Origin of the sequence: Nonomuraea sp. NEAU-A123, from assembly GCF_018603905.1 — a bacterium.
Lineage (GTDB): Bacteria > Actinomycetota > Actinomycetes > Streptosporangiales > Streptosporangiaceae > Nonomuraea.
In genome coordinates, this window is the sequence record NZ_JAHFZZ010000019.1 from 102,343 (window position 1) to 126,524 (window position 24,182).

The window sequence follows — 24,182 nt, forward strand, 5'->3', positions numbered from 1 at the left end:
CAATGTGCGAGCCATCGTCATCGGTGCGGGGGTGGTCGGGTCCGCGATCGCGGCCGGGCTCACCCGGCGCGGCGCGCAGGTCACCGTCCTGGAGGCACGTACACCGGGATCCGGTACGACCTCCACGTCGGTGGCGTGGATCAACGCCAACAACAAGACGCCCAAGGAGTACTTCGACCTGAACCAGGCCGCCGTGTGGGCGCACCACCAGCTCGCGGGCTCCTCGGGCGACTGGTTCTTCCCGACGGGCAACCTCGAGTACGCCGTGGGCGACGAGCATCGCGAGCTGCTCGAGAGCCGCGTACAGCGGCTGATCGGCATGGGCTACCCGGTGGAGCGGGTGACGGCCCGCCGGGCGCTGGCCCTGGAGCCCGACCTGGTGCCGCCGCCGGCCGGCACCGAGTACGTGTTCTTCCCCGGCGAGGCCTACGTCCAGGCGACGCGGCTGCTCGGGCGGCTGCTCGGCGAGGCGCGGGACCGGGGGACCACGATCGAGTGCGGGGCCGAGGTCACCGCCATCGACACGACGGCGTCGGGCGCGAAGGTGACGCTGGCCGACGGGCGTACCTTCGCCTGCGACGTGGTCGTCACCTGCGCCGGACGCTGGACGCAGGGGGTCGCGGCGCTGGCCGGGGTGGACCTCCCGATGCTGGATCCGGCGGTGTCCGGCAAGGTCACCAACGGGTTCCTGGTCACCACCGCGCCGCTGCCCGCCCGGCTGTCCCGGGTGCTCACCACCGCCGGGCTCAACCTGCGGCCCGACGGCGGCGGCCGGGTGCTGCTGCAGTCCCTGCACCTGGACGACCGGGCGGACCCGGCGGCCGACGTGCCGGGCGAGGTCCTGGACGAGATCATGGGGCTGCTGCCGAACGTGCTGCGCGCGACCGAGGGCGCGACGGTGGAGCGCGCGGTCGTGGGCCAGCGGGCGATGCCCGGCGACGGGCTGGCCGTGGCCGGGTTCGCGGATGGGGGGCGGCGGGTGTACACGGTGGCCACGCACAGCGGGGTCACGCTGGCGCCGCTGCTGATGGAGGAGGTGTCGGGCGAGCTGTTCGGCGAGGAGTCGGCGCTGCTGGCGACGTTCCGGCCGGGCCGCTTCGCGGACGGCACGGCCGGCCCCGCCCCGACCCCGGCCCGCCGTCCCGGCCAGCAGTAATCCTCGGCCCCTGCCCGCACGACCGCACACCAGCGGCCCGTGCTTCCGCGGTCTGCTCGCGGCCCGTACTTGGGCTCGCCGTGCTCCCGCGGCCTGAGCCTCCGCTCTTCGGGCTCCGGCAGCGAGCTGCGGGGGTCCGAGCCGCAGAGGTCCGGGCGGCGGTGGTTTCCGAAGAGCGGTGGTTTCCGAAGAGCGGTGGTTTGTTACCAGCGGTGGTGGACCTGGGGGCGGATCAGCTCGTCGTAGACGGCGGTGACCGCTGCCCGGGTCTCCTCCGTGAGCGCGGGGAGCCCGGCCGCGGCGGCGTTGGCGGCGGCTTGGCGCGCGTCGCGGGCCCCCGGGATCACCACGCTGACGCCGGGCTGGTCGATGATCCACCGCAGCGCGAACTGGGCGGTCGTCATCCCCTCCGGCACCAGCGGCTTGAGCCTCGCCACGGCCCGCAGCCCGGTGTCGTAGTCGACGCCTGAGAACGTCTCGCCGACGTCGAACGACTCTCCGTGCCGGTTGTACGCGCGGTGGTCGTCGTCGGCGAAGCGGGTGTGCTCGTCGTACCGGCCCGACAGCAGCCCGCTGGCCAGCGGAACGCGGGCGATGATCCCGACCCCGGCCTTGATCGCCGCCGGCAGCACCTCCTCCAGCGGCTTCAGCCGGAAGGCGTTGAGGATGATCTGCACGCTGGCGACGTTCGGCCGCGCGATCGCGGTCAGCGCCTCCGCGCAGGTCTCCACGCTCACGCCGTAGGCGGCGATCCTGCCCTCCTCGACCATGGTGTCGAGCGCGTCGTAGACCGCCTGGTCCGCATAGACGGGGGTCGGCGGGCAGTGGAGCTGCACCAGGTCGAGGGTGTCCACGCCGAGATTCTGCCGGGATCGGTCGTTCCAGTCCCGGAAGTTGTCCAGGGTGTAGGCCGACACCTCCTGCGGCACCCGGCGGCCCATCTTGGTGGCCACCGTCAGGCTGGGCCGTTCCTTGATCAGCTGGCCGACGATGCGCTCGCTGCGCCCGTCGCCGTACACGTCGGCGGTGTCGATGAACGTCACCCCGGCGTCAACGGCGCCGTGCAGCGTCGCCAGCGCCTCGTCCTCCCCGACCTCACCCCAGTCGGCGCCCAACTGCCACGCCCCGAGGCCGACCACGCCGACCTGCCTGCCCGTCCTGCCCAGCTCACGCTTCTCCACATTCCCGATCGTACGACCACACACCTCCGCAGTAGACAAGACGCAACGGTCAGTCTAGTCTTTTGGCCATGCCCAACACTTTGCACTCTCCGCTGGTCCGCACCGTTCTCGACCGGCTGTTCACCGCGGCGGATCGCGATGACGACACGCCGCACGGCCCCATCCCCGGCGGCTCCTTGGCGACCGCCACCGCGCAGGAGCGCGCCGACGCCTTGGCGGCCCATTACTTGCCGATCTCCGCGCGGGGTGGCGACCTGCTCTACACGCTGGTCCGGGCCGGTCGTCCGGAGACCGTCGTGGAGTTCGGCACCTCGTACGGGATCTCCACTCTCTATCTGGCCGCCGCGGTCGCGGACAACGGCACGGGCCAGGTGTTCAGCACTGAGATGAGCACGACCAAGATCACCGCCGCACGGGCCAACCTGGATGAGGCCGGTCTCGGCGGCCTGGTGACGATCCTGGCCGGCGACGCCCTGGACACTCTCGCCGACGTACCGGGACCGATCGGCCTGGTGCTGCTGGACGGGTGGAAGGAGCTGTGCCTGCCGGTTCTGCGGTTGCTGGAGCCTCGGCTGTCGCCGGGGGCGCTGGTGGTGGCCGACGACATCACCTTTCCCACCATGGCCGACTATCTGGACTATGTACGCGATCCGGCGAACGGGTACGTCAGCGTCGCCTTTCCGGTGGAGGACGGCATGGAGATCAGCTGCCACACCGGCGCCAGAACCACGGACAGCTGACCGGCGCCCCCTGGAGGGACGCCAATCGGCCGCCTTGACGTCAAGGCGGCCGATTGGCGTCAGAGCGGCGCGTCGGCGTCCCGGGCCGGACGGAGGAGGGCCGCCTCGATACCGGCCAACAGCATCGTCACCACCGACTCGAACAGCACGTCCGGCGGCTCCACCGTGGCCTCCTCGCTGATCCGCCGCAGGTACGGCCGACTTTCGGCGGCCAGACCCTTCCCGCCGCCCAGCTTCCCAACGCCCGACCTCCCGGCATCCGGCTTTCCGCCGCCCGGTTTCCAGGCATCCGACCTCTCGGCATCCGACGCCTCGGCATCCGATGTCTCCGCAGGCAGTCCCTCCGCCGGCGGCTCCGTAGCGGGCTACTCGTCGATACGCGCGGCCTCGACATGCGGCCGGTCGGCGGGCCGGTCGGTGCGCAGGTCAGTAAGCGGGTCGGTAAGCGGGCTGCTGACCGGAGGCGTCGTCGCGGGGCTGGAGGCGATCGCCTGACGTCCTGATCGCCAGGCACACCATGGAGGGGCGGATGCCGGGTCAAATCGGCCCGCCGGCGGGATCCACACAGACGGCCCGGGCTTTGGCGGGATCTGACTATGATCTTAACAATTTCGGTGCCACGAGAATGAGGTGTCCATGAAGCGAGCGACGGTGCGCAGCGCCGGTGTGGTGGCGCTGGTCCTGGCCAGCCTGGTGGGGGTCGGCTCCACCGCGCAGGCCGAGACGAGTCAAGCATTAAGCACCTGCGTGCTGGGCCTCTGCCTGTACGAGAACGACTACTGGGCGGGCGCAGAAGAGGAGTTCATGTTCGAGGGCTACGTGTGCTACAACTCGCTCACCGTGAACAACAAGGCGAGCTCCATGAGGAACAACAGCGGTGCCAGGGTGCAGTTCTACGACTCCGCCAACTGCTCCGGCGCGTACGGCTACGCGGCAAGCCCGCATTCCGAGGACGCCGACCTGACGAACAACGGGTTCGACAACAAGACCAGCTCCATCAAGTACATCAAGGTGTAAGCCCCGAACAGTGGTGTGACCAGATCGACAACTAGGTGCATCAAGGCCAGCTAACGCGCCCGGCACCCGCCCGCGGCCGACCGAAGGAATCAGCGTGTCTGTTCGGCTGTGGGGAGCGGTCGGGGTCCTCCTGACCGCGGCGACAGCCGCCTGTTCGACGGCGGCGGCGACGGAGCCGCAGGTTCCGGTGCCGCCGCCGGGGGTGGAGGCGCGCGAGCTCTCGATCCCCTTCGACCGGTACAACTTCTCCGCGTCGGACATCAGCATCCTTGATCGCGCCGAGGAGCTCCTCGTCGGCGGCTGCATGCGGCAGCTCGGCATGGCGTGGAAGGTGCTGCCGCCGAGCGCGGCGGAGGACCTGGAGCCGCAGAACCGCCGCCGCTACGGTGTCGTCGAACCGGAGATAGCCCGCCTCTTCGGCTATCACGCCCCGCCGGACCGCCCTACCGTGGCCCGGCGCGCCGCCGCACGCGACAGCCGTGCGCGGAGCCTGTCGGCGAAGGAACAGCGGGCCGCGTCCGGCGAGAAGGACGGCTGCCTTGGGCAGGCGCGGGCTCACCTGGAACAGGGCACCCCGCAGGTCGACGGGGCCCTGTTCAACAGGCTCATCTCGGAGACTTTCGAGCAGTCCCAGCGGGATCCCAAGGTCGTCCAGGTCTTCCAGGCCTGGAGTACGTGCATGCGAGAGCAAGGCCGGCAGTACGCCAATCCGCTCGCCGCCATCACCGACCAGCGGTGGATGAAGGCCGGTCCCGCTTCCCAGGAGGAGATCCGCGCGGCGCAGGCGGACGTGCGGTGCAAGGTGAAGACCGGCCTCGTCACCATCTGGTCCGCCGCGGAGAAACGCATCCAGGACGACGCCATCAGCGCTCACCCCACCGAGTTCCAGGCGCTGCAGGCGACCAAGGATCAGCAGCTCGCGGCCGCCCGCGCCGTCCTCGCCCGCGGCTGACCGGCCCTCTTGCCTCAGCTTGCCGATGCCACGTCGCATCACGACCGACCGGTCAACCGTGAACGTTGATCGTTTGTCGGATGCTCCCTAGCGGAACGCCTCGTCGAGGTGGGCGGTGAGCAGTGCCACCGCCTCCTCGCCCGTGTACTGACCGGCGAGCACACTCAGTTGCAGACCGGACACCAGGGCGAGTGCCACGGCGGCCTTGGCGCCCGGGTGGCCGCTCACCTCGGCCTGGCCGAACCGCTGCGCCACGAGGTCGCGCAGGGCGTTGGCGTAGGACAGGCCGGCCGCCGCCTGGTCCGAGTCGGTGAGGGCGAGTGTGAAGTGCGCGGTGTAGGCCAGGACGATGCGACGGCTCTCCTCGTCGGTGGGCAGGAGTGCGGTCAACGCCGCGTACAGGAAGGTCCGGGGGGACGCGGGCTCGCCATGTGCGGCCACCGCGCGCGTCATCCTCCGGCCGAGCTGCTCGCCCAGGTAGGCGAGCACCGAGGAGAGCAGCTCCTGTTTGGTGTGGAAGTAGTACTGCACCAGCCGCAGTGAAACGCCCGCCTCGGCGGCGACTTCACGCATGCTGGCCGCCTGGAGGCCGCGCGAGGCGGCGATGCGTACGACGGCCTCGGCGATCTGGTGGCGGCGTTCTTCGTGGTTCACGTTCGTCGGCACCCCGCCATGATACGACCGTATCATGACTGTGATACGTTCGTACCATGAAGGCACGTTCCCCTATCGGCCGTTTCCGCAGCGACCGGGCCGCGCAGCGCTACTTCACGGGGTATGACGCCGTGATCCGCGACTGGCCCGTGCCCCTGGAGCCGCTCGACGTCCCCACCGGCTACGGCACCACCCGCCTCTATCGCACCGGCGCGGCCGAAGGGCTGCCGGTGATGTTCCTGCCCGGCATGGGCGGCAACTCGCTGGGCTGGATCCACGCCTGCGGCCCTGTCGGCGCCCGCCACCCGGTCTACCTGGTCGACCCCCTCGGCACGGCGGGCCGCAGCCACCAGACGGCGCCGCTGCGCGACACCAAGGATCTTGCGCACTGGATCCGCGAGGTCCTCGACGGCATCGGGGTCCCCCACGTCTACCTGGTCGGCTTCTCCTACGGCGGCTACATGTCTCTGGTTCAGGGGATCCACACGCCGGAACGGGTGGCCGGGATGACGTTGCTCGACCCGGCCGCCTTCCGCGTGGCCGGTTTCTCCCACTACGCGTGGGGGATCGGGTGCGGGATCGGCATGCTGTTGCCACCCCTCCTGCGCCGCCCGCTGGCGAAGCTGTTGTACAGCGACTCGATCAACCGGGCAGAGGATGTCAAGGTAGCCATTACCGGCACATATCTATACGAGGGCGGGCAGCCCGCGATGGTCCCGCTGACCGACGACGAACTCGGGGCGGTGACCGCGCCGACGCGCATCCTGTTCGGCAAGCACAGCACCATGCAGGACTCGGCCGCCGTCGCCCGTCGGCTGTCCCAGGTGCTGCCCGCCGCCGAAGTCGAACTCGTGCCGGGAACCGGGCACGCGATCGCCCTGGACGTGCCAGACCTGGTCAACGAGCGCATCCTGGAACACGCGGCCGGGGTAACGGCCGGCCCTTGACAATCGTCGGCTGCCGAGGAGATCGGCTGCCTGGCAGGTGTCACCATCGCCCTTTAACTGTCGAACACTCCCTTGCGCAGGCGCGCGCGCCAGGGATGTGCGGGGTGTTCGATCTCCAGGGCCTCCTCCAGCCAGCGCCGCTGCCCGTCGCTCAGCACCGGGAGGACCGCCTCGAAATCGGCCTCGTCCTTCGGCCGCACACCCTTGGCCTTGTAGAGCAGCTGCACCTCGGGGGAAAGCCGGTGGAAACCGTCCTCCTCCACGGTCAGCCCGGCCAGCGGGCGCCGGATCCGAGGGTCGCGCCGGTAGGTCCACTCCTCGCCGTCGGCCTCGTCCAGCATGAGCTGGAACCGCCATGGCCCGTCCGGATGCTCGCGTACCCAGATGTCGTGCGCCTGCTCGGGCAGCACCTCGTCCAGCGCCCATGGCCGCAGCGTCTGGGGCACGACCGCGGCGTGGACGTCCCAGCCGTCCAACAGCCGCCGCATCGCGAGCTGGTCCCGGCGCAGCAGCGCGATGTCCACGTCCCCATGCTCGCGATACGCATGGCCCACGGCCAGCTCGATCGCGTACCCGCCGGCCACCCACCACGGCACCGCCAGCCCACGCATCAGCGCGACGACCTCGCCAAGCGGCGCAGCCTCCCAAGGTCCCCATGGCGTCTCGATCCTCATCATCCATAAATCATGTATGACCGCAGCCTTCGCCGGCGAGGAACCTCCGGACACTGACCAGGAGGCGGCGACAGACTGCCCCGGCTGCGGATATCATTCTTGAAAAAGGTTTTCCCCACCACATTCCCGAGCCGCTCCCAGCGAGTTACCCGAAGGACGGCGCATGGCCAGGGGCGCAAGCGGCCGGCCGGTGACCATTATCGAGGTCGCGAAACAGGCCGGAGTCTCCATCTCGACGGTGTCCCGGGTGATGAACGGCAACCACCACGTGGACCCGGCGATCGCCGGGCGAGTCCGCGCCGTGGCGGCCGAGCTGCGCTACTCGGCCAGCCCGCTGGCGCGTTCGCTCGTGCTGGGCCGCACCCAGCGGGTCGCCATCATGGTGCCGGACCTGGAGAATCCGACCTTCCAGAGCGTGCTGCGCGGCCTGACCCGTGCCGCCGCCAAGGACAACTACCACGTACTGGTGGCCGACTCGCTGGAGACGGCCGGCGAGGAGAGCACCCTGGCCTTGGAGACACGCCGCTGCTGCGACGCGATCGTGCTCTGCGCGCCCAGGATGCCGGAGGACCAGCTCAGGGTCTTGCTGCCCGAGCTGGCGCCGGTGGTGCTGATCAACCGCGAGAGCCCGTACGTCCTGGCGCCGACCCTCACCGCCGACTACGAGGCGGGCATCCAGCCGCTCGCCCGGCATCTCTACCAGCTCGGCCACCGCCGGATCGCCTACCTGGAGGGCAATCCCGACAGCGTGTCCAACACCCAGCGGCTCACCGGGCTCGCCCGGTTCCGCGCCGAGCATCCCGACGCGGACGTGGCCGGCATCCCGTGCGGGGTCACGTTCGAGGATGGGCACGCCGTGGCGGACGCGGTGATCGCGTCGGGGGCGACCGGGGTGCTCGGGTTCAACGACCTGGTGGCGATGGGCCTGCTCAGTGCGCTGAACGAGCGCGGCGTACGCGTGCCGGAGCAGTTGTCGCTGACCGGGTTCGACGACATCCCGTTCGCGAAGTACATGACGCCGCCGCTGACCACCGCGTCGGTTCCGGTCGTCGAGCTGGGCGAGGAGGCGTGGAAGCGGCTGCACGCGCTGCTCAACGGCGAGAAGCCGGATCACGACCTCAGCTTCCGCCCGCGCATCGAGATCCGCGGCAGCACGGGCCCCGCTCCCTGACACGACCACGGAGATCGGGCTCCGGCGCTGCGGTTTGGACGGGCCGTACTGCGAAGGGCCGACGTGCGGAGGGTGGTCTCTAGCAGGGGCGGATGGTCACCGGGCCGAAGACGGCCGTGCCCTCGCCCGACGACCCAGGCGGGGCGGTGGCGAACAGGCCGAGCTCCGCCGAGATCCAGCGCCCCTGCTCCGCCCGGAACCCCTCGAAGCCAGTGACCCAGCCATCACCGTCACCGGCCTCGGCACAATGGCGGAACCGCAACGTGCAGATCCCCTCGTCATCGGAGGCGATCCGCAGCCCGACGGTCGTGGCCTCATCGGGCAGCCGCGCGCTGAACCGCGTCACCTCACCCTCTTCACCCGCGTCGTACGTCCGAACCTCGACACTGACCCCGTCGCCGTCCCGAACCAGCCCCACATACGCGTAACAGGCGCCGAGCACGACCACCCCGGCCCTGGTCCCCGCCTCATCCGCCGCCAACCGGAGGGTGGTGGTGAACTGCGCGGCCACGCCGGGCAACTGCTGGCCAAGCACCTGTGGCAGGTCCCGCAGATTGCCCGGGTCGTTCGGCAGAGCACGCAGTCTCGCGTGACCGTCGCCGTCCAGGCGTAGCGCGCCAGGCACCGGATTCGCCTGCCAGTACCACTGCGGCCCGAGCTCCCCCGCGCGGAAGTCGTCGTCCCGCCGCGGCTCCCCACCGGGCTCGCCCAACTGAGCCTCCGATGCGCGCGCCGGTGCCAGGTGCTCCAGAACGGGACGTCCGCCCGACCCCATCACCGGCCACCCGTCGTCCCCCCAGCGCATCGGCTGCAGGTGGACCACCCGCCCGAACACCCCACGGTCCTGGAAGTGCAGGAACCAGTCCTCACCCTCCGGCGAGGTCACCCACGCCCCCTGGTGCGGCCCGTTGACCGGCGTGTCCCCCTGTTCCAGGACGACCCGATCCTCGTACGGCCCCGCCAGCGACCGCGACCGGAACACCGACTGCCAGCCTGTCGCGACACCCCCGGCGGGAGCGAAGATCCAGTACCAGCCCTCGCGCTTGTAGACCTTGGGCCCCTCCAGCGTCGAGTAGCCGGGCAGGTCGTCCCCCTCGATCACGGTGACGGGCGCGCCGATGATCTCGCGGGCGTTGGGCGTCATCTCCACCAGCGACAGCCGGTTGCTGATGCCACTGCGGCTCTTCGCCCACCCGAACACCAGCCACGCGCGCCCGTCATCGTCCCAGAACGGGCACGGGTCGATCACGCCCGGCCCGGGGAGCAGGAAGTGGGGCTCCGACCACGGCCCCGCGGGGTCCGCCGCGGTCAGCACGTGAACACCCTGGTCAGGGTCGGGGTAGAAGATCCAGAACAGGCCGTCGTGATGCCTGATGGAGGGCGCCCACACCCCGCCGCCGTGCCGGGGCACCAGGAACCGCTCCGCCGACGGCACGGCGGGCAGCGCGCGGCCGATCAGCTCCCAGCGCAGCAGGTCCGGCGAGCGCAGGATGGGCAGCCCCGGCGCGCGGTTGAAGCTCGACGCGACGAGGTAGTACGTCTCGCCGACGCGGATGACGTCGGGATCGGGCCAGTCGGCGTTGAGGATGGGATTGCGGTACGTGAGCCGCCCGGCCGGGTCGTCTGCCATGAATCCAAGCTCCGCAACTGGCTGAGAAAACGTTTCTTCACTATTCTCGCACGCACCGTGACACCCGAGCCGGTTGTGGGGCCGCGTTCAACAGTTCGGGCGCCTGGTCCGTCTATCTCGTGACGGACCAAGGAAAGGCATAGGCCATTGGATGAAATATCCCGCTTCGAGGACTTCGTCGCGGAACGGGCCGATGCCCTGCTGCGCTACGGATTCCTACTCAGCGGCAACCCGCACGACGCGGCCGACCTCACCCAGGAGGCGCTGATCCGGCTGCATCGCGCCTGGCCACGGGTGCGCCAGAAGCAGGCCCCGGAGAGCTACACCAGGATGATCATGGCCAGGCTGCACATCAGCATCTGGCGGCGGCGCAGGCGCGAGCGACTCGACTGGGCACTCCCCGAGACCGCCCAGCTCGACGTGCTGCCCTCCGGCGTCGAAGAGGACCTGTGGCAGGCGCTCGGCGCCCTGCCGCGCAAGCAGCGGGCCGTGCTCGTGCTGCGTTACTACGAGGACCTGACGGACGCGGAGATCGCCGACGTGCTCGCCGTCTCCCGGGGCACCGTGCGCAGCCACGCGTCGCTCGGGCTGGCCAAGCTCCGTTCCGCCGTACCCCACCCTTCAGAGATCGACGGGAGCTCCGCATGACCGATCAGTTGGAATCCCGCCTGCGGACGACGCTCGGCCACGCCGCCGAACACGCGCCGAAGGCGCCCTCCGAGCTGCGTACCCACGTCGTGGCGCGGTCGCGACGGCGCAGGACGCGCAGGCAGGCGCTCGTCGCGGCGGTGGCCGTCGCCGCGGTGGCGGTGCCGCTCACGCTGACGGCCGCCGGCGGGAAGGAAGGCGACGGCGTCGCCACCGGGACCATCGACACGCGCACCAGCCGTCCGAGCGTCATGGACGACAAGACCCCGCTGGGCGACCGCCTGATGATCGGCAACCCGTCCGAGGGGCGGCCCCTGACCATTTGGTACGCCAAGGGGAAGACGGGGACAGTCCTCTGCAGGGCCTACGAAAGCAGAAACGGCGGGGGCAACGAGAGTTGCGGCGAACCGCTCGACGTCCGGAAGGCTACTGAGCAGGGATCGACCGAGTCACTTCCCGCGCCGTCCACGGGCGTGGTGCTGTACTACGGAACCGCGCCGGCCGAAGTCGCCGGCGTCACCGCCGTGATCAAGGGTGGCGGCCGCGTCACCGGTACGATTCACCGGCCGCAGGGGGCTCCCCAGGGCATCTGGACCGTGTCCGCACCTGTGGGCAAGACGGTGACGACGTTCGAGTTCGCGGACGCCGAGGGCCGGACGAAGTCACGGTTCACCAGAAAACCCACCCTTTTCCCGGAGGCCAAGGCGGAGCCCATCGGTCCCGTCGTGCGGATGCCGGGCGGTCTCTCCGTGGATCTCTACGAGGTGCCGGGCAAGACGCTGCTCTGGAAGCTGGACGGACAGGTCGTCGGCCTGCATATCGTCGACGCCGGCCACCTGATGACCGATCTGGGCAGCAACAAGTACCCCGTGGAACTGCGGGACTACGGCAAGCACTGGTTGGGCATCGCGAGCGCGAAGACCGCCCGCGTCACCCTGATCTTCGCCGATGGCCGGTCCGTGTCGGCCGACACCCAGCCGGACCCGTGGAACCTCGACGTCAAGCTGTTCGCGGGGACGTATGACCGTACCGGCGACATCTACCGCGAGGGCTTCCAGGTCGTCGGCTACGACGACGCGGGCGTGGAGATCTGGCAGGACAAGCACCCCGCGCAGAAATGACCGCAGGCCCGGGCGGGGGCCCGGGCCTGCGGTCACATGGGGGTTTTCACCGCTGGTAGGCGCCGGCATTCGGGGCGGCGGGCAGGCCGGCGAGGTCCGTGCCGGACGATCTCCGGCCGAACCACGCCGGGCTGAGCCGGATCCCGTGGCCCAGGGCCGGAGAACCGGGCCGCAGATGGAGGTCCGTACGGGAGACGAAGCGGGGGTCCGCCTTCACCGACTTGGGCCCCAGCTTGAACCCGTACGTACGCCCCCGATAAACGCCGCCCGCGTCGTCGGCGCCCTTCCCGTCCTCGTACCCGGCCTGGCCGCCGACCGAGATCGCGTTGTTGCGCAGCTTGAGTATCGACGGCGAGCAGCCACCGTGGCAGGACCAGCCGATCGTCACCCGTCCGGGCAGGTAGACCGAGTTGTGCACCGCGATGGTGCCCCTGACCGGGCCGACGACGTGCTCGGGACCTCGGGTGACCAGGAACGATCCATTCTTGCGGGAGGAGGTGACCACGTTGAAGGCGAACACGTTCCCGGTGGCCGTGCTCCCCTTGCGGGCGCCGAGTTCGGTGAACGCCTCGTTGTCGCGGGCGGTGTTGTGCGTGATCAGGTTGCGGTCGCCGTTGAAGATCTCGACCGCGGCCCCGTCGAAGCCGTAGTCGACGCTCGGCGCGTAGCTGCCGGTGATGGTGTTGCCCGTCACCGTGTTGTCGTCGCCGTTCAGCAGGATGCCGAACGCCCCGGAGTCGTTGTCGGGTTCGGAGTCGTTCACGCTCATCCGGGCGTTGGCCGTGAGCCTGCTGTCCCTGATGATGTTGCGGGATCCGCTGGGGGTGACCAGGACGCCGGCGATGTTGTGGTCGGCCCCCACGCCGACGAGCTCGTTGCCGTCGCCGCTCAGCTCGAACCCCGCCCACTGGCAGCGGGAGGCACGCACGCCGCTGATGCGCCAGTGGTCGCCGCTGACGACGACGCAGTTGCCGTCCATGCCGGAGATCTTGGCCATGGGGCCGGTCCCGTACGGCTGGATGACGATGGGTTTGGCCGCCGTGCCCTTGGCGGTGAGGGTGAGCGAGCCGGTCCACTTGCTGCCACGTTTGACGCTGACCGCGTCGCCGGGTTTGAGGTCGGCCGAGCCGATCTTGTCGAGCGACTTCCACGGTTTGGTGGCGCTGGTGCCCGCCGCCGAGTCGTCGCCCGCACGCGAATCGACGTAGTAGGTGGTGCCGGCACGGCCGAGAGCCGGTAACGGCAGGGCGGGCACGAGTGAAGCGATGACGGCCACGGAGAGCAACCTCATGCGAACACACCACTATCTAGTTTAAATCTGAACGATGGGGCGCTTACGCTAGCGCGTCAGCGCGTGAGGCGCCAGACACGGAGCGAAGGGCCATCACCTGGCAACACATCGGTGTCAGAAGCGTTATAAACACCCGCCGCCCGGGTGGGCAGCGGCAGGGCACGGCCCGGTGCCCTACGCGCGCACACTAGCAGCGACTCGGCGCCGGTTTCCCGGAGAAAGACCAGGCAGTCGGTATCGGCATGCAACCACCGCAGCCCGCCGTGGCGCAGCGCGGGCTCGGCCCGGCGCAGCCCGAGCAGTTCCCGGTAGGAGGCCAGCGTGGCTAGGTCCTGGTCGGCGGGCCGGTCCCAGGGCATCGGGGTACGCGCGTGCTCGCCGTTCACGCCCGTCAGGCCGTACTCGCTGCCCGCGAACACCATCGGCGTGCCCGGCAGCGTGGCCTGCAGCCCGAGCGCGACGAGATGGCGGTCGGCCGAGCCGGTCACGGTGCGGATGCGCGGTGAGTCGTGCGAGTCGAGGAGCTGCCATGAGTTCGCCTGTGAGCGCCACGACAGGTGGGCGGCGAACGCGCGGAACGTCGCGTGCGTCTGGAGCCCGTCACGCGACGGCACGCCGCCGGGCACGCCGAGGAAGTTCGTCAGCTCCAGCTCGGGCGAGCGCAGCCAGGCCCACACGGGGCGGGTGAAGCCGCCGTAGTTCATCGTGCCGTGCCAGCCGTCGCGGTCCAGGTCGGGTGAGGCGTCGTGGCAGTGTTCGGCGATGAGCGCCGCGCCGGGGCCGATCTCGCGCCGCAGCAGGGCGGCGATCTCGTGGTTGTGGTCGTCGGGGCCGTGTCTGCCGGTCATGTTCGCGACGTCGACGCGCCAGCCGTCGAGCGGGCCCAGCCACTTCTTCAGTACGGCCGGTATCCGGGCACGCACCAGGTCGCTGCCCCAGTTGAGCTTGGGCAGCGACTTGACCCCGTACCAGGACTCGTAGTCGCCGGTGCCGGGATCGAAGTAGAACATCTCCTGCTCGGGCGCGCCCGGGTCGGACAGCGCGGCGGTGAACCAGGGGTGCGTGCGGCCGCAGTGGTTCGTGGTGATGTCGCCGATCAGCCGCATGCCGCGCGCGTGCAGCGCGCCGGCCAGCCGGTGCAGCGCCGCGTCGCCGCCGAGCAGCGGGTCGATCCGGTCGAAGTCGGCGGCGTCGTAACGGTGGTTGGAGCGGGCCGGGAAGATCGGCGTCAGGTAGACGGTGTCCACGCCGAGCGCCTGTACGTGGTCCAGCCGCTGGACGATGCCGTCGAGGTCGCCGCCGTAGAACTGCTGGGACGTGCCGGGGCCCGACGGGATGACCGGATCGCGGTCCCAGTCCCGCGGCAGCGCCCAGTCCGGCAGCTCCCGCATCGGCCTGGACCTGGCGAAACGGTCAGGGAAGATCTGGTAGACGATGGCGTCGGCCAGCCACGGGGGCGGCGGCTCGTGGCAGACCAGCCGGAAGTCGGTGGCGTCGGTGACGTCGTGCGTGACGAGCCCGGCCGCGGTCAGCCATGCCTGCCCGCCCGTGGTGTGCAAGAGGAAGCGGTAAGGAGTGACCGGATTGGCGGCGACGATGTCCGCGCGCCACCAGACGTCCGTCTCGCCGTACCCGCCGTACTCGCCGATGGCGCCGGGCGTGTCGGCCGACGCGGCGGTGAAGCGGGGTTCGCCGTCGCGGACCGTACGGACGTGCACGCCGGTGATCCCGGCGGACAGGGGCGCCCGCACCCGGACCGTCACCGTCGAGCCGGGTGACGGCGCCTGGGTGGAGACGTACAGAGCGGAGCCGTCGTGATGCGGCTCGCCGAGGAAGCGCAATGAGACCTATCCCTTGACGGCTCCGGCGGTGAGCCCGGAGACGATGTACTTCTGCAGCCATAGGAACACACCGACGGTGGGTACGGCGGTGAGCAGCGTGGCCGCGGCGAACATGCCGAAGTTGGCGTTCCGCTGGTCCCCCGCGATCATCCCGTACATGCCGACGGCCAGCGTCTTGCTCTCGGGATCGCGCAGGAAGACGTTGGCCATGATGAACTCGCTCATCGTGCCGATGAAGGCCAGCAGCGCCGTGACCGCGAGAATCGGCGTGACCAGCGGCATGATGACCCGCCAGAAGATCTGCGCGTGCGTGGCCCCGTCGACCGTGGCCGCCTCGTCCAGCTCCTTGGGGACCGTGTCGAGGAAGCCCTTCATCAGCCAGGTGTTCACGCCCAGCGCGCCGCCCAGATAGAGCAGCATGAGCCCCCACACGGTGTTGAACCCGAACGCCGGGTAGAGCTCGGTCACCCTGGTGAAGATCATGAAGATCGTCACGATGGCCAGGAACTGCGGGAACATCTGGATGAGCAGCAGCGCCAGCAGCCCGACCCGGCGCCCGCGGAACCGCATCCGGCTGAAGGCGTAGGCGGCGAACATCGACAGCAGCAGGCTGGCGAACGACGACGACAACGCGATGAACGTCGAGTTGAGGAACCACCTGGCGAACGGATACCTGTCGGAGGTGAACAGGTCCGCGAAGTTCCCCAGACTGGCCCCGGTCGGCAGCAGGTCGGTGGAGGCCAGCGTGCCCAGCGGGTTGATCGCGGCGGAGAACACGAACAGGATCGGGAACACCGCGAACGCGCACACCACCAGCACGAACACGTGCCGCAGCGCGAGTCTCATGCGTAGACCTCCTCCTGCTTACGGGTCCGGCGGAAGGCCACCGCGGAGATGAGCGCCACGATCGCGAAGATGAACACCGAGATCGAGGCGGCGAAGCCGAACTGCGCGCCATAGGTGCCGAACGCCAGCCGGAAGGTGTAGGTGATCAGCAGGTCGGTGGCCCCCACCTGCGGGCTCTCCGCCGGGAACGGGCCGCCCTCGCTGGTCAGCGCGATCGCGTTGAAGTTGTTGAAGTTGAAGGCGAACGACGAGATCAGCAGTGGCGTGAGCGCCACCAGCAGCAGTGGCAGCGTCACCCTGCGGAAGCCGTGCCACGGCGTCGCCCCGTCGATGGCGGCGGCCTCGGTCAGCTCGCGCGGGATCGCCTGGAGCGCGCCCGTGGTCACCAGGAACATGTACGGGAAGCCCAGCCAGAGGTTGACCAGGATGACCGCCAGCCTGGCGGTGGACGGCTGCCCCATCCAGTCGACGTCCAGCCCGAAGAGCTGGTTGATCAGCCCGAAGTCGCGGTTGAACATGTCCCGCCAGACCAGCAGCATCGCGAAGGCGGGCATGGCGTAGGGCAGGATCAGCGCGATCCGGTAGGCGTGGGTGCCGCGCATGCGCGGGTGGTGCAGCGCCAGCGCCACCGCCATGCCGAGCGCGAACGTGGAGGCCACGGACGCCAGCGCGAACACCACGTTCCACCCGAAGACCCCGATGAAGTACCCGGAGATCGTGGGGTTCGTCAGCACCCGGGCGAAGTTGGCGAAGCCGACGTTCACCTGCCAGCCCTGCGCGAGGTGCGCGCCCTTGGCGTTGACGAAGTAGCCCTGCCCCTCGTCGGCCGTCCACCGGTCGCCCTCGCCCTGGACGCAGTCGCAGCGCGCGTCGTAGACGAGCGCCGCCCGCCCCTCGACCGCGCGGCTCAGCCCGTTCGCCTTGATCAGCCCGCCGCGGGTCGGTACGGCCAGCGCCGCGATCTGCTGCGCCCTGGCCGCCGCCTGCGGGGCCGTCAGCACGGTGAAACCGGGCGCCCGCAACACCTTGCCCGTCACGCCCACCTGGGCGCCGGTCACCGGTGCGAGCCCGGCCGGGTCGCCCGACTGGACCTGCTTGGTCTCCGGGTCCACCAGGAGGAAGACCAGTTTGTCGCCCTTCAGCGCGCTGGTCAGGTTGTACTCGGGCGAGCCGGGCGCCTGCCGCACGGAGCCCGTCTCGATCGCCGTGATGGCCGCCGTCTTGTCGCCGCGGTGGCCGTCGCCGAAGTTCGTGAACGCCGTGCTCACCGTGTAGAGGACCGGGAACACCTGGAAGGCGATCAGGAAGAGGGTGCCGGGGATCAGGTATTTGGCCGGGATGAACCGGCGGGTCAGATAGAGGTAGGCGATCACCGCCGTGGCGCCGCCCAGGATCACCAGGGCGGGCCACGACCCGGCCGCCACCAGGGGCGGCGCCGCGTACACCAGGAGCGCCGCCGCCACCGCGAGCACCGCGATCCTGCTCACCAGGAAGGCCGTGGTGATCTCGCGGCGGGGCCGCGGGGGAGCATGCGCCCCCGGGGCCTCACGCACGTCCAGGGTCATGGCGTCAGTTCTTGAGCGAGCTGTCGATGGCCTTCTGCGCGGCCGCCGCGGCCTTGGCCGGGTCACCGCCCTTGACCACCGCCGCCTCGGCGATGCCGAACGGCTCCCAGACCGCCTGCATCTCGGGGATGGCCGGCATCGGCAGGCCGTTCTTGCCCGCGTCCATGAACTTGCCCGCGTCGGGGTCGCTCGCGCCGACCTCCTGCAGCGCCTCGGTCAGCGCCGGGGGCCGCGGGTCGGCCGCGTACAGGGCCTTGGCCACGTCCTTGTTGGTCACGTAGTTGGCGACGAACTCCTGCGCGAGGGTCTTGTTCTTGCCCTTGGAGGCCACGAAGAACGACTGGACGCCGACGAACGGCGTGGCGGGCTTGCCGTCCTTGAACGACGGGACGGGCGTGATGTCGTAGGTGATGCCGCCCTTCTTCACGTCGCCCATGGCCCAGGGGCCGGAGATCAGGAACGCGCACTTGCCGCCCGCGAAACTGGCGACGTAGTTCTCGTTGGTGATCGACGTCTTGAGCGCGCCGTCACCCTTCTCCCCCAGCTCCTTCAGCTTGCCGAACGCCTTGACCGAGTCGGGTGAGCCGAGCAGCACCTTCTTCGGGTCCGGGTCGCCGGAGGCGGTGGTGCCGAACAGTGAGCCGCCGCCCGCCGCGAAGAGCGGGTAGACGTGGAAGGCGTCGCCCTTCTGCGCCACCGGCAGGCAGAGCACCTCCTTGACCTTGCCCGCCGCCTTGAGCGCCTTGCCCTGCTTGACCAGGTCCTCCAGCGTCGCGGGGGCCTCGGGCGCGAGCTTGGTGTTGCGGATCAGCGCGATGTTCTCCACCGCGTACGGCGCGGCCATCACCTGCCCGTCGAACGTGACCGCCTTCATGGCGATCTCCGGGAACGCCGCCTTCTGCGCGTCGGTGAGGTTGACCGGGTCGATGGCGCCGTTCTGCACCAGGTTGCCGATCCAGTCATGCGCGCCGACCATGATGTCCGGGCCGCTGCCCTGCTGGGAGGCGGTGAGGAAGGTCTGCTGGTTGTCCTTGCTGATCTCCTTCACCTCGACGGCCACGCCGTTCTCGGTGCCGAACTGGTCGGCGAAGGGCTTGAGCGCCTTGACCCGGTTGGGGTCGGCCCAGATCACGAGCTTGCCGCTGCCCTTGTCGGCGGCGGGGGCCGAGGCCGAGGCGGCGGAACCGCTGGGGGCGGCGGAGGGGGTGCCGGGCTGCGAACCGCCGCACGCCGTGGCGGCCAACGCCAGGGACGTGAGAGCGGCCACACCCAGAGCTCGCTTGCGCATGGGACCTCCTGAGGTCACGGAGGGAGCATTGACCGCTTTCGCGGCTTATATTTCCGGGACGTTAGCGAGTCTTTGCAAGAATTGGAAGAACTTGCGAAAGAGCGTTACCTGATCCAGATGCGCTGGATACTCCCTTGACCTCGCCACCTGGTCTCCCGGGAGAAGTACGGTGTTATCTGCAACTTTCCGCAACTTACGCTTGACCCCACAGAACCACGCAGGCCATCCTGCACCAGACATCACGGACATTTCCCCGGAGGACCGCAATGCTCGGCAACGACGATTGGTGGCGGGACGCCGTCGTTTACCAGGTGTACCCACGCAGCTTCGCCGACGCCAACGGCGACGGCATCGGGGACCTGCCGGGCGTGCGCGAGCGCCTCGGCTACCTCGGCGAGCTGGGCGTGGACGCCATCTGGTTGAGCCCCTTCTACACCTCGCCGATGGCAGACGGCGGCTACGACGTCGCCGACTACCGTGACGTGGACCCGATGTTCGGCACGCTGGCCGACCTCGACGGACTGATCGCGGACGCGCACGAGCTGGGCATCAGGGTGATCGTGGACCTGGTCCCGAACCACTCCTCCGACCGCCACCCGTGGTTCCAGGCGGGGCTGCGCGACCGCTACATCTTCCGGGACCAGCCCAACGACTGGGAGTCCATCTTCGGCGGGCCCGCCTGGACGCAGGTGGCCGACGGGCAGTGGTATCTCCATCTCTTCGCGCCCGAACAGCCCGACCTCAACTGGGAGCACCCGGAGGTGCGGGCCGAGTTCCGCGACATCCTGCGGTTCTGGCTGGACCGCGGGGTGGACGGCTTCCGCGTCGACGTGGCGCACGGCATGGTCAAGGCCGCCGGACTGCCCGACGTGGGGCCGAAGGAGGGCCGCCAGGCCGAGATGCTCGGCGACGAGCGCGTGCCGTACTTCGACCAGGACGGCGTGCACGAGATCTACCGCGAGTGGCGGCCGATCCTCGACTCCTACCCCGGCGGGCGGATGGCCGTCGCCGAGGCGTGGGTGTCCTCGCCCGAGCGGCTGGCCCGCTACGTCGGCCCCGACGAGCTGCACCAGGCGTTCAACTTCGACTTCCTGCTGGCCGACTTCCACGCCAAGTCGTTCCGCGCGGTCATCGAGAAGGCGCTGGCCGAGGCGGAGCTGGTCGGCGCGCCGACCACCTGGGTGCTGTCCAACCACGACAAGCCCCGGCACGTCACCCGGCACGGCGGCCTGGCCCGGGCCAAGGCGGCCACGCTGCTCATGCTGGCGCTGCCCGGCTCGGCCTACCTCTACAACGGCGAGGAGCTCGGCCTGCCCGAGGTGCTCGACCTGCCGGACGAGCTGCGGCAGGACCCGGCGTTCCGGCGCAGCGGCGAGAGCCGTGATGGCTGCCGGGTACCGATCCCGTGGACCACCGCTCCCGGCTACGGTTGGCGGGACCCGTGGCTGCCGATCCCCGACTCGTGGGCGCCGCTGTCGGCCGAGGTCCAGCACGACGACCCCGGCTCCACGCTGAACCTCTACCGGGCCGCGCTGCGCCTGCGCAAGGCCCACCCGGCGCTCGGCGGCGGCACGCTGGCCTGGCTCGACTCCCCCAAGGACGTGCTGGCCATCGAGCGCTCGCCCGGCCTGGTCGTCGTGTTGAACACCAGCGACGAGCCGGTGGAGGTGACCGGCGAGGTGCTGCTGTCGAGCGGCCCGCTCGCCGCCGACGGCACCCTCCCGCCCGACACCACGGTGTGGCTCCAGCGCTGAGGCCGGACGCGGCCCGTACGGCCTTCGCCGGCTGTGCGGGCCGTACGACCCACGCGGGCTGATCATGGGGGAAATTTTCCCTTTGATCGCCATATAGCGGTACTTACCGTTAGTAGCCTCGTTTAATGTCACGCCTCTGGGCGAGGTCGCTCCGTGGCCGCGTCACGATCGTGGCGGCCGCCGTAGCCGCCTCCGTACTGATCCCGGCAGGGGTCGGCAGCGTCATCGTCGCCAAGTCCGTGATCGAGGCCCACGTGTGGGAGAAGACCAGGGACGCCGCCGAACAGGTGGCGGTCGAGTCACGCGGGCGCGATCTCCCTCTGGGCGCGGCGATACCGCTGCCCGACCCGTACGTCGACCTGATCCAGGTCGTGGCCCCGGGCGGTGCGGTGATCGGGACGAGCGACGCGGCCCGCAACCTGCCGCCGCTGAGCGACGTCTGGCCCACGCCCGACAACCGGGTCATCAGCACCACCAACTGCCTCCCGAGGCAGTGCATCCACCTGACGGCCGTCCGCGTGTCGTCGGCGCCGAACTCGAACGTCGTGTACGCCGGGCGCACCACGCCGGGCGCACTGGACATGCCGATCCTGGAGACCGTGGTGTTCACCCAGATCGTCGTGCTCATGGCCCTGGCCATCTGGGCGACCTGGCTGGTGATGGGCCGGGCACTGCAGCCGGTGGGCGCGATGCGGGCCGAACTCGACGAGGTCAACGCCAGCGACCTGAGCCGCCGGGTGACCCAGCCCCCGGGGGACGACGAGGTCGCCGAGCTCGCCCGGTCCGTCAACGGCACGCTGGCCCGCATGGAACGTTCCGCGTGCCAGCAGCGCCGCTTCGCCTCCGACGCCTCGCACGAGCTGCGCACTCCCATCGCGGCGCTGCGCGCGCAGTTGGAGAGCGCCCAGCTCTACCCCGAGGACACCGACTTCATCGCCCTGGTGGACAGCGCGCTGCACGACACCGACCGGCTCGAAGCGATCGTCACCGACCTGCTGCTGCTGGCCAGGATCGGCTCGCGCGTGGACGTGGCGAAGGAGCGGGTGAACCTCGCGGCCCTGGTCCGCGACGAGCTGGCGTGCCGCGACGACCCGCTGCCCGTCAAGCTGGCGCTGGACGAGAGCGTCGTGGTGGACGGGGTACGGATGCAGCTGGCCCGGGTGCTGACGAACCTGCTGGACAACGCCCAGCGGCATGCCGAGAACATCGTCAGGGTGGTCGTCAGCAGGGAGGCGGGCATGGCCGTCGTGGCCGTGGAGAACGACGGCGTGGAGATCGCGCCGACGGACCGCGAGAGCATCTTCGAGCGCTTCACCCGCCTGGACGCGGCCCGCAGCCGCGACGCCGGCGGGACCGGTCTGGGCCTGGCCATCGCGCGCGACGTGGCGGTGGCGCATCGCGGCGAGATCCGCGTCGAGGACTACCGCGGCGGCGCCCGCTTCGTCCTGAGGCTGCCCGCCGTGTGACACGATCCATCCCCGGTTGCTCACCTTGTGACATGAACCGGTGGATTTACATGCCCTTTGTCCGAGATCATGGGGACATGACGGAACAAGCGCCGCAAGGTGTGGACCCGCACATCCCCAACGCGGCGCGGATGTACGACTACTTCCTCGGTGGCAAGGACAACTTCAAGGCCGACCGGGAGCTCGCCGAACTGGTCATGAGCGTGTTACCCGAGGTCAGAGAGGGCACGAGGCAGAACCGCAAGTTCATCGGGCGAGTGGTCGAATACCTCTGCCGTCAGGGCATCACCCAGTTCCTCGACCTGGGCTCCGGTCTCCCGGCCGCGGAGAACGTGCACGAGGTCGCCCACCGGTTCGCGCCGGACGCGCGCGTGGTGTACGTCGACAATGACCCCGTGGTCGCCGCGCACGGCCGCGCCCTGCTGGCCGACCCCGAGAAGGTCACCATGGTGCTGGGTGACGGCCGCGAGCCGGAGAAGATCCTCGGGCACCCCGAGGTGCTGTCCGTGCTGGACTTCGACCAGCCGGTAGCGGTGCTCATGATGTTCTTCCTGCACCTGGTGCCCGACGAGGACGAGCCGCACGAGTTCGTCGCCACCTACCGCGACGCGGTGGCCCCGGGCAGCTACCTGGTCATCTCCCACGTCGGCAACGACGTCGTGCCGGAGCGGGTGGCCAAGATCAGCGAGTTCTACCAGAAGGCCAACGCGCCGTTCTGCCCACGCCCCGGCACGGAGATCGCCCGGTTCTTCGGTGACTTCGAGCTGATCCCGCCGGGGCTGGCCAGTGGCCTGGGGCCGGAGATCGGCTGGCCGTTCAACGACCCCCAGGAGACACAGTTCCTCGATGAGGAGATGGCGCGGATGGGCTACGCGGGCATCGGCCGCAAGCTCTAGACCGCCGTCATCTCTCGTTTCTCGTCCGCAGCGGGCGGTTCGGGTCGTACGTCCTCGTCCAGCAACGTCGCCTCGTCGAACGGCACGTTGCCGGCGAGCACCTCGGCCGCCCGCGCCCTGTCGAACTCGCCCGTCCAGGTGGCGACGAGCACGGTGCCGATCGCGTTGCCCGCGAAGTTCGTCAGCGCCCGCGCCTCGGACATGAAGCGGTCGATGCCGACGATGAGGCCGACGCCGTCGACCAGGTCGGGCCGGTGCGACTGCAGGCCGCCGGCCAGCGTGGCGATCCCGGAGCCGGTCACGCCCGCCGCGCCCTTCGAGGCGACCATCATGAACGCCAGCAGCGCGAGCTGCTCGCCGAACCGCAGCGGCGACCCGCTGGCGGAGGCGATGAACAGCGTGGACATGGTCAGGTAGATCGCGGTGCCGTCGAGGTTGAAGGAGTAGCCGGTGGGCACCGTGATGCCCGCCACGGTACGGCTCACGCCGAGGTGCTCCATCTTGGCGATCAGCCTCGGCAGCGCGGCCTCGGACGACGACGTGGACAGGATCAGCAGGAACTCACGGCCCAGATAGCGGAACAGCGGCCAGAGCCCGATCCTGGCCACCCCCCAGAGCAGCGGTCCGAGCACCAGGCCGACGAACAGCACGCAGGTGATGTAGAAGGCGATCATGATGATGGCCAGGCTCTTGAGGGCGTCGATGCCGGTGGCGCCGACGACCGCGGCGATGGCGCCGAACGCGCCGACCGGCGCCGCCCACATGATCATGGCGAGGATGCGGAACACCAGCCGCTGGATGTGCTCGATGGCCGTCAGGATCGGCGCGGCCTTGGGCCCGATGGCCTGCAGCCCGAATCCGGTGAGCAGTGCGACCAGCAGCGTCTGCAGCGTCTGACCCTCGGTGAACGCCGAGACCAGTGTGGTGGGGATGATGCCGAGCACGAAGTCGGCCGAACCGGTGGCGCCCCCCTTGGCCGCCTCGCCCTCGGCGACCTTCTTGGCGGCGTCGGTGAGGTGCAGCCCCGAGCCCGGGTCGATGAGGTTACCGACCAGCAGCCCGATGATGAGGGCTACCGTGGACATGATGAGGAAGTAGCCGATGGTGAGCCCGCCGACCTTGCCGACCTTGGCCGCCTTGGTGACCGAACCGATGCCGAGCACGATCGTGCAGAAGATGATCGGGCTGATCATCATCTTGATCAGGTTGACGAAGCCGGTGCCGAGCGGTTTGAGCGCCTGGCCGACGTCCGGCCAGACGAATCCCACCAGGATCCCGAGCAGGACCGCCACGATGACGGCCAGGTAGAGATAGCGAGTGCGATCACGCATGGAGGGTCTCCGG

At 69.9% G+C, this 24,182-nt stretch carries 21 protein-coding genes; 11 read left to right on the forward strand and 10 right to left on the reverse strand.

Annotated elements, in window-relative coordinates; all coding sequences use genetic code 11:
- Positions 1–4 precede the first annotated feature (4 nt).
- A complete protein-coding gene (locus KLK06_RS42925) occupies positions 5–1,156 on the forward strand; it encodes an FAD-binding oxidoreductase (RefSeq protein ID WP_214641470.1) in 1,152 nt (383 codons plus the stop codon).
- A 203-nt stretch (positions 1,157–1,359) separates the two neighbouring features.
- Here KLK06_RS42925 and KLK06_RS42930 read toward each other — a convergent pair whose 3' ends face one another.
- Entirely contained in the window at positions 1,360–2,337 is a 978-nt protein-coding gene (locus KLK06_RS42930) for an aldo/keto reductase (RefSeq protein WP_214641471.1), read from the reverse strand.
- A 68-nt stretch (positions 2,338–2,405) separates the two neighbouring features.
- Here KLK06_RS42930 and KLK06_RS42935 point away from each other — a divergent pair, with 68 nt between their 5' ends.
- The 3 genes from KLK06_RS42935 (at position 2,406) to KLK06_RS42945 (ending at position 5,046) form a co-directional block, all read left to right on the forward strand.
- Positions 2,406–3,077, forward strand: a complete 672-nt coding sequence (locus KLK06_RS42935; protein WP_214641472.1) for an O-methyltransferase — start codon at positions 2,406–2,408, stop codon at positions 3,075–3,077.
- A gap of 636 nt (positions 3,078–3,713) precedes the next feature.
- A complete protein-coding gene (locus KLK06_RS42940) occupies positions 3,714–4,094 on the forward strand; it encodes a peptidase inhibitor family I36 protein (RefSeq protein ID WP_214641473.1) in 381 nt (126 codons plus the stop codon).
- A 94-nt stretch (positions 4,095–4,188) separates the two neighbouring features.
- Positions 4,189–5,046 carry a hypothetical protein gene (locus KLK06_RS42945; RefSeq protein WP_214641474.1) on the forward strand — a complete coding sequence of 286 codons (858 nt, stop codon included), beginning with the start codon at positions 4,189–4,191 and terminating at the stop codon, positions 5,044–5,046.
- A gap of 87 nt (positions 5,047–5,133) precedes the next feature.
- On the opposite strand, the gene KLK06_RS42950 is transcribed toward KLK06_RS42945, so the two are convergent.
- A complete protein-coding gene (locus KLK06_RS42950) occupies positions 5,134–5,712 on the reverse strand; it encodes a TetR/AcrR family transcriptional regulator (protein WP_214641475.1) in 579 nt (192 codons plus the stop codon).
- A 44-nt stretch (positions 5,713–5,756) separates the two neighbouring features.
- On the opposite strand from KLK06_RS42950, the gene KLK06_RS42955 reads away from it, so the two are divergent.
- Complete coding sequence (locus tag KLK06_RS42955) at positions 5,757–6,647, forward strand: alpha/beta fold hydrolase (RefSeq protein ID WP_214641476.1); 891 nt, start codon at positions 5,757–5,759, stop codon at positions 6,645–6,647.
- 53 nt (positions 6,648–6,700) lie between these two features.
- On the opposite strand, the gene KLK06_RS42960 is transcribed toward KLK06_RS42955, so the two are convergent.
- Positions 6,701–7,324 (reverse strand): nucleotidyltransferase domain-containing protein, encoded by a 624-nt coding sequence (locus KLK06_RS42960; RefSeq protein ID WP_214641477.1) that lies wholly within the window; start codon positions 7,322–7,324, stop codon positions 6,701–6,703.
- Between the two features lie 160 nt (positions 7,325–7,484).
- Between KLK06_RS42960 and KLK06_RS42965 the strand changes: the two genes are divergently transcribed.
- Positions 7,485–8,492 (forward strand): LacI family DNA-binding transcriptional regulator, encoded by a 1,008-nt coding sequence (locus KLK06_RS42965; RefSeq protein ID WP_214641478.1) that lies wholly within the window; start codon positions 7,485–7,487, stop codon positions 8,490–8,492.
- A 79-nt stretch (positions 8,493–8,571) separates the two neighbouring features.
- Here KLK06_RS42965 and KLK06_RS42970 read toward each other — a convergent pair whose 3' ends face one another.
- Entirely contained in the window at positions 8,572–10,122 is a 1,551-nt protein-coding gene (locus tag KLK06_RS42970; RefSeq protein WP_214641479.1) for a glycoside hydrolase 43 family protein, read from the reverse strand.
- A 147-nt stretch (positions 10,123–10,269) separates the two neighbouring features.
- Here KLK06_RS42970 and KLK06_RS42975 point away from each other — a divergent pair, with 147 nt between their 5' ends.
- Together KLK06_RS42975 and KLK06_RS42980 are read left to right on the forward strand one after the other, a co-directional pair.
- Positions 10,270–10,770, forward strand: coding sequence for a SigE family RNA polymerase sigma factor (locus KLK06_RS42975; protein ID WP_214641480.1), 501 nt, complete (start codon positions 10,270–10,272; stop codon positions 10,768–10,770).
- Entirely contained in the window at positions 10,767–11,891 is a 1,125-nt protein-coding gene (locus tag KLK06_RS42980) for a hypothetical protein (RefSeq protein WP_214641481.1), read from the forward strand. Before KLK06_RS42975 ends, KLK06_RS42980 begins: the two co-directional genes overlap by 4 nt.
- 46 nt (positions 11,892–11,937) lie before the next feature.
- Here the strand turns inward: KLK06_RS42980 and KLK06_RS42985 are convergent, their stop codons facing one another.
- Genes KLK06_RS42985 through KLK06_RS43005 form a run of 5 tightly spaced genes read right to left on the reverse strand, consistent with a single transcriptional unit; the run spans position 11,938 to position 18,722 of the window.
- Positions 11,938–13,182: a right-handed parallel beta-helix repeat-containing protein gene (locus tag KLK06_RS42985; RefSeq protein ID WP_250906881.1), complete on the reverse strand. Its 1,245-nt coding sequence runs from the start codon at positions 13,180–13,182 to the stop codon at positions 11,938–11,940.
- Positions 13,183–13,238: 56 nt separating this feature from the next.
- Positions 13,239–15,023, reverse strand: a complete 1,785-nt coding sequence (locus tag KLK06_RS42990) for a glycoside hydrolase family 13 protein (RefSeq protein ID WP_214641482.1) — start codon at positions 15,021–15,023, stop codon at positions 13,239–13,241.
- A gap of 6 nt (positions 15,024–15,029) precedes the next feature.
- The gene (locus tag KLK06_RS42995) at positions 15,030–15,869 is read right to left on the reverse strand and encodes a sugar ABC transporter permease (RefSeq protein WP_214641483.1); all 840 of its coding nucleotides are present in this window, start codon (positions 15,867–15,869) and stop codon (positions 15,030–15,032) included.
- On the reverse strand, positions 15,866–17,434 hold the full coding sequence (locus tag KLK06_RS43000) for an ABC transporter permease subunit (protein ID WP_214641484.1): 1,569 nt from the start codon (positions 17,432–17,434) through the stop codon (positions 15,866–15,868). The genes KLK06_RS42995 and KLK06_RS43000 overlap by 4 nt, the downstream gene beginning before the upstream one ends.
- A 4-nt stretch (positions 17,435–17,438) precedes the next feature.
- Positions 17,439–18,722 (reverse strand): maltose ABC transporter substrate-binding protein, encoded by a 1,284-nt coding sequence (locus KLK06_RS43005; RefSeq protein WP_214641485.1) that lies wholly within the window; start codon positions 18,720–18,722, stop codon positions 17,439–17,441.
- Positions 18,723–18,988: 266 nt separating this feature from the next.
- Between KLK06_RS43005 and KLK06_RS43010 the strand changes: the two genes are divergently transcribed.
- The 3 genes from KLK06_RS43010 (at position 18,989) to KLK06_RS43020 (ending at position 22,838) form a co-directional block, all read left to right on the forward strand.
- Positions 18,989–20,476, forward strand: a complete 1,488-nt coding sequence (locus tag KLK06_RS43010; RefSeq protein WP_214641486.1) for a glycoside hydrolase family 13 protein — start codon at positions 18,989–18,991, stop codon at positions 20,474–20,476.
- 125 nt (positions 20,477–20,601) lie between these two features.
- Positions 20,602–21,942, forward strand: a complete 1,341-nt coding sequence (locus KLK06_RS43015; protein ID WP_214641487.1) for a cell wall metabolism sensor histidine kinase WalK — start codon at positions 20,602–20,604, stop codon at positions 21,940–21,942.
- Between the two features lie 77 nt (positions 21,943–22,019).
- On the forward strand, positions 22,020–22,838 hold the full coding sequence (locus tag KLK06_RS43020; RefSeq protein ID WP_214641488.1) for an SAM-dependent methyltransferase: 819 nt from the start codon (positions 22,020–22,022) through the stop codon (positions 22,836–22,838).
- Here KLK06_RS43020 and KLK06_RS43025 read toward each other — a convergent pair.
- Entirely contained in the window at positions 22,835–24,169 is a 1,335-nt protein-coding gene (locus KLK06_RS43025; protein WP_214641489.1) for a cation:dicarboxylate symporter family transporter, read from the reverse strand. The genes KLK06_RS43020 and KLK06_RS43025 overlap by 4 nt on opposite strands.
- Positions 24,170–24,182 lie beyond the last annotated feature (13 nt).

Bases quoted from the DNA above. Each gene is read 5' to 3' on its own strand.
- KLK06_RS43020 (WP_214641488.1), top strand. From the start codon at position 22,020: ATGACGGAACAAGCGCCGCAAGGTGTGGACCCGCACATCCCCAACGCG.
- KLK06_RS42980 (WP_214641481.1), top strand. From the start codon at position 10,767: ATGACCGATCAGTTGGAATCCCGCCTGCGGACGACGCTCGGCCACGCC.
- KLK06_RS42935 (WP_214641472.1), top strand. From the start codon at position 2,406: ATGCCCAACACTTTGCACTCTCCGCTGGTCCGCACCGTTCTCGACCGG.
- KLK06_RS42965 (WP_214641478.1), top strand. From the start codon at position 7,485: ATGGCCAGGGGCGCAAGCGGCCGGCCGGTGACCATTATCGAGGTCGCG.
- KLK06_RS43025 (WP_214641489.1), bottom strand. From the start codon at position 24,169: ATGCGTGATCGCACTCGCTATCTCTACCTGGCCGTCATCGTGGCGGTC.
- KLK06_RS43015 (WP_214641487.1), top strand. From the start codon at position 20,602: ATGTCACGCCTCTGGGCGAGGTCGCTCCGTGGCCGCGTCACGATCGTG.
- KLK06_RS42970 (WP_214641479.1), bottom strand. From the start codon at position 10,122: ATGGCAGACGACCCGGCCGGGCGGCTCACGTACCGCAATCCCATCCTC.
- KLK06_RS42995 (WP_214641483.1), bottom strand. From the start codon at position 15,869: ATGAGACTCGCGCTGCGGCACGTGTTCGTGCTGGTGGTGTGCGCGTTC.
- KLK06_RS42960 (WP_214641477.1), bottom strand. From the start codon at position 7,324: ATGATGAGGATCGAGACGCCATGGGGACCTTGGGAGGCTGCGCCGCTT.
- KLK06_RS42955 (WP_214641476.1), top strand. From the start codon at position 5,757: ATGAAGGCACGTTCCCCTATCGGCCGTTTCCGCAGCGACCGGGCCGCG.
- KLK06_RS43010 (WP_214641486.1), top strand. From the start codon at position 18,989: ATGCTCGGCAACGACGATTGGTGGCGGGACGCCGTCGTTTACCAGGTG.
- KLK06_RS43000 (WP_214641484.1), bottom strand. From the start codon at position 17,434: ATGACCCTGGACGTGCGTGAGGCCCCGGGGGCGCATGCTCCCCCGCGG.
- KLK06_RS43005 (WP_214641485.1), bottom strand. From the start codon at position 18,722: ATGCGCAAGCGAGCTCTGGGTGTGGCCGCTCTCACGTCCCTGGCGTTG.
- KLK06_RS42985 (WP_250906881.1), bottom strand. From the start codon at position 13,182: ATGAGGTTGCTCTCCGTGGCCGTCATCGCTTCACTCGTGCCCGCCCTG.
- KLK06_RS42940 (WP_214641473.1), top strand. From the start codon at position 3,714: ATGAAGCGAGCGACGGTGCGCAGCGCCGGTGTGGTGGCGCTGGTCCTG.